The 4,159-nt window shown below is 67.0% G+C and carries 4 protein-coding genes; 3 read left to right on the forward strand and 1 reads right to left on the reverse strand.

Annotation, left to right across the window (positions count from 1 at the left end; translation table 11 throughout):
- Positions 1–1,222 (forward strand): tyrosinase family protein (locus BRAS3843_RS16995; protein WP_035981950.1); only part of this gene is annotated, 1,222 nt, incomplete at its 5' end.
- A 16-nt stretch (positions 1,223–1,238) separates the two neighbouring features.
- Entirely contained in the window at positions 1,239–2,057 is an 819-nt protein-coding gene (locus tag BRAS3843_RS17000; RefSeq protein ID WP_008970200.1) for a DUF2182 domain-containing protein, read from the forward strand.
- Here the strand turns inward: BRAS3843_RS17000 and BRAS3843_RS17005 are convergent.
- Positions 1,988–2,932: an alpha/beta hydrolase gene (locus BRAS3843_RS17005; protein ID WP_008970201.1), complete on the reverse strand. Its 945-nt coding sequence runs from the start codon at positions 2,930–2,932 to the stop codon at positions 1,988–1,990. The two genes, BRAS3843_RS17000 and BRAS3843_RS17005, sit on opposite strands and share 70 nt — an antisense overlap.
- Before the next feature lie 98 nt (positions 2,933–3,030).
- Here BRAS3843_RS17005 and BRAS3843_RS17010 point away from each other — a divergent pair.
- Positions 3,031–4,159 (forward strand): RluA family pseudouridine synthase (locus BRAS3843_RS17010; RefSeq protein ID WP_035981953.1); only part of this gene is annotated, 1,129 nt, incomplete at its 3' end.

Here is a 4,159-nt window from a genome sequence, read left to right on the forward strand (position 1 = left end):
CGTGGTCCAGGCCGGCGGCCCGAAGGACTGGGCGCTGCCGTACTGGAACTATTTTAAGCTCGACCAGAACAACTTGCCGCCTGCGTTCGCATCGAAGGACTGGCCGGACGGCACGGGCGACAATCCGCTGTTCGTGGAGCAACGCTACGGTCCGGACAATAATGGCACTGTCTTCGTCCCGATGGACCAGGTCGATGAGAACGCGCTCGGCGATGCCAGGTTCGTCGGCGGTGCGGATGGTGGCAGCCCGGGCTTCGGCGGCGTCAACACCGGCTTCAGCCATGGCGGCAATATCCATGGCGGCATCGAGACCCAGCCGCACGACATGGTGCATGGCTTGGTGGGCGGCGGCGATCCGGATACCAACCTGCCGGGGCTGATGTCGGATCCCGACACCGCGGGCCTCGATCCGATCTTCTACCTGCATCACGCCAATATCGATCGGCTCTGGGAGGTCTGGAACGAGACGCCGACATCGACCGGCGATCCCACCGCGTCCAAATGGGTGAAAGGTCCCGCCAGCATCGGTGAACACGCCTTCGTGCTGCCGATGCCCGGCGGCAAGAGCTGGACCTACACGCCTGGTGAGATGAAGAGTCTCTCCGAGCTTGGCTATCAGTATGACGATGTGTCGTCGCCGTTTGCCAAGCCACAGATGGTCAAGCGGTTGGAGCGGCTCGGCGTTGCCGTCGCCGCGGCCGATGTCAGGAGCGCCGCCATGGCCGAACCGAAGAGCACCGAATTGATAGGGGCCAGCGGGAGCCTGCGGGTGACGGGCTCCGATATCCGCGCCTCCGTCGCGCTCGACCGTTCGGTGCAGAGCAAGGTGACGTCGAGCCTCAAGGGGTTCGCGGCGGCGCCGGGGCAATCCGCGCCCGATCGCGTGTTCCTGAACCTCGAAAATGTGCGCGGCCTCAGCGATGCCACCACCTTCAACGTCTATATCAACGTGCCGGACGGCGACGATCCGGCCCAGCATCCCGAGCTGAAGGCGGGCAGTATTGCCCTGTTCGGCATGCGCAAGGCGTCCGCGGCTGATGACAAGCATGCCGGTGGCGGGCTGACCTTCGTGCTCGAGATCACCCGGATCATCGACGCGCTGCATCTCGCGGGTACGCTCAGCCCCGACCAACTGCATGTGCGGCTGGTGCCGCGCCAGCCGGTGCCGGACGCGGCCCAGATCAGCATCGGTCGTATCAGTGTCTTCAGGCAGTCGCCTTGAGGGCGGTGGCGCAACGATGCGCCGGGTCCACGGACCGCGGCCATGGCTCATCGTGCTTGCCGCGGTGAGCCTGTCCGGCTGGCTGGCTCTGCTGCTCGGCGGGATCGGCGCCGTGGCTCCTGCGCTGTGCGTGTCCGGAACGCTGCCGCTCACGCCGCTCTTGACATCGTTCGAACTCGCACTGCTGTTCAACGCACCGGCGAAGCTTGCATCCGGATGGGCCCTGATGTGGGCCGCGATGATGCTGCCTCTGATCGCGGCCTCCCTGCGCCATGTGCGCGACCGCAGCCTTGCGCGGCGCCGGACCGCAGCCATGCTGCTGTTCGCGACCGGGCATGCCGCGGTGTGGATCATCGCCGGGATGGTCCTGCAATTGGTCGCGCTGTCGGCGCTATGGGCGGTGCCGGCACCACGTGCATGGTTCACTGGCGCGGTGCTGCTTGCGCTGCTCTGGCAGGTGTCGCCGCTGAAGCAGTGGAGCCTCAATCGCTGTCATCGAAGGCCGCAGCTGGCGGCTTTCGGCTGGCGCGCCGATCGCGATGCGCTGTGTTTCGGCCTCGGCAACGCGATAGCCTGCGTCGGTGCCTGCTGGGCCCTGATGCTGGTGATGCTGTTGGCCGGGCCGGCCGAGCCGCTCGCGATGATCGCGGTCGCGCTGTTTGCCTTCGCCGAGCGGCTGGATACACCGGCTGCGCTCGCCTGGCGCTGGCGGGGCGGGGGCAAGGCGCTGCGGCTGATCGGGGCCGCAGCGCGTGACATCGGGAGCTATTTACTCGTGGTCACGAACGCGAGGATCTCCCGCGTCAGCCGGTCGTCATCGGTGTTGATCGAGTAGACCTCCGACATATGGCTGTGCTGCGGCAGCATCACCGCGTGCGCACAGCCGATCGCGCGCTTGCAGGCCGCCTGTTTGAGAAGATCGAACTGTTCGACGAAGCGCGGCGGATCGAGCTCGGCGGAGGCGATCATCAGCGGCAGCGTCGAGGCCTGCAGGCCTTGCAGTGACGACCGCTCCTGAAAGCGCGCGGGATCGGTGCCGAAATAGGCCATCTCCTGATCGCCCAGCGGCGACCCGGTGAGATCATAGATGCCGGAGAGCATGATCGCGCCGGCAAGGCCGCCGCCCTTGAGCTTGTGAAACTCCGGATGCGCGACATAGGCCGCGACATGCACTGCGCCGGCCGAATGCCCCATCAGGAAGATGCGCGTGGGATCGCCGCCGTTCTGCGCCGCATTGGCCGCGACCCATTGCACGGCGCTGGCGACATCTTCGACGCCGGCGGGCCAGGGCCATTTCGGCGCCAGGCGATAGGTTATGTTGACGCCGAGAAAGCCGTTCTTGGCGGCCCACAGCATGATGTTGTCGTAGAACGGGCTGTCCGGCGTGCGCTTGTTGCCGCCGATGAAGCCGCCGCCATGCACGAAGATCAGGATCGGGCGGGAGCCGGTACCGCCCTCGGGGGCGAAGACGTCGAGCAGGTTGCGCTCGGCCGGCCCGTATCTGACGTCACGCTGCACCCTGACGCCGGCATACGGCTCCATCTGCTGCAGCGGCGCGTAGATCGCCGCCGTCTTCGCGGGATCGACGCTGCGGCCGATCTCGATCAGCTTCCAGGCGATGTCGTCGGGCATCGGGCTTTCCTGGGCCTGGGCGGCGGTCATGGACAGCCAGGCCGCAGCGAGCATCGGGGCCAGTCTCAGCCGCGCCATTCGTTTAGCTCCCGCATTGTTGTTCAAGGCTCGATTTGCGGCCGGATTTATCGCGATTCCGCCGTGACTGACAGGGACTTTTGGGTTACCCAGCAACCATGAGCCGCCGCATCAAGCGAACCGAGACCCGATCAGATCGTCCGCCCACGCGTCGCAAGAGCGCGCCGGCCCGGGCCGATCGCCCGAGCAGCGATCGCGAGCGGAGCGAGCGTCCGAACCGGGATCGTCCAGGCAGCGAGAGCTTCAAGTCCGAACGCGCCGCGGGGCCTCGCAGCGAGACCAGGAGCGACCGTGCGCCGCGCGGCGAGCGCAAGGACCGTGGCGACGAATGGGCCCCCCGTGAGCGGCCTTCCGCCAAGCGGCCCTCTACCAAACGTCCTTCGGCCAAGCATCCTTCGGCCAAGCGTGCCGTCGGCAAGCCGGGACGGTACACCGCCGAGCGTATGGAGCGGCCTGCTGCGGCCCCGGCCGCGCGCAAGAGCGAACCGGACGCGCAGCCCTTGCCGACCAAGGTGCAGACCGTCGTGGTGACGGCCGACGAGAACAACATGCGCGTCGACCGTTTCCTCGAGGCGCGCTTTCCGGGCCTGTCGTTCTCCCACATCCAGCGCATCGTCCGCAAAGGTGAGCTTCGCGTCGACGGCAAGCGTGCCGACAGCAAGGACCGGCTGGAAGAAGGGCAGAGCGTACGCATCCCGCCGCTCAAACTGGACGCGCCGAAGGAGCGCGGCGCACTGTCCGAGGCCGAACGCAAGACGCTGGAAAGCCTGAAGGCGATGACGCTTTACGAGGACGACGACGTGCTCGTCCTCAACAAGCCGGCAGGGCTTGCGGTGCAGGGCGGCTCGGGCATGACGCGCCACATCGACCAGATGCTGGAGGTGATGCGCGACGCCAAGGGACAGAAGCCGCGGCTGGTGCACCGGATCGATCGCGAGACCTCGGGCTGTCTCTTGATCGCCAAGACCCGCTTTGCCGCGACGCATCTCACTGGCGCATTCCGCAGCCGCTCGGCGCGCAAGATCTATTGGGCGCTGGTAGCGGGCGTGCCGAAGCCGAAGCAGGGGCGCATCTCGACCTATCTCGCCAAGGACGAAGGCGAGGAGGACACCATCATGCGCGTCGCCGCCCATGGCGACGAAGGCGCAAGCCACGCGGTGACCTACTATGCGGTGGTCGAGGCCTCCGCGACCAAGCTGGCCTGGGTCTCGCTGAAGCCGGTCACGG

Origin of the sequence: Bradyrhizobium sp. STM 3843 (genome assembly GCF_000239815.1) — a bacterium.
Classification (GTDB): Bacteria; Pseudomonadota; Alphaproteobacteria; order Rhizobiales; family Xanthobacteraceae; genus Bradyrhizobium.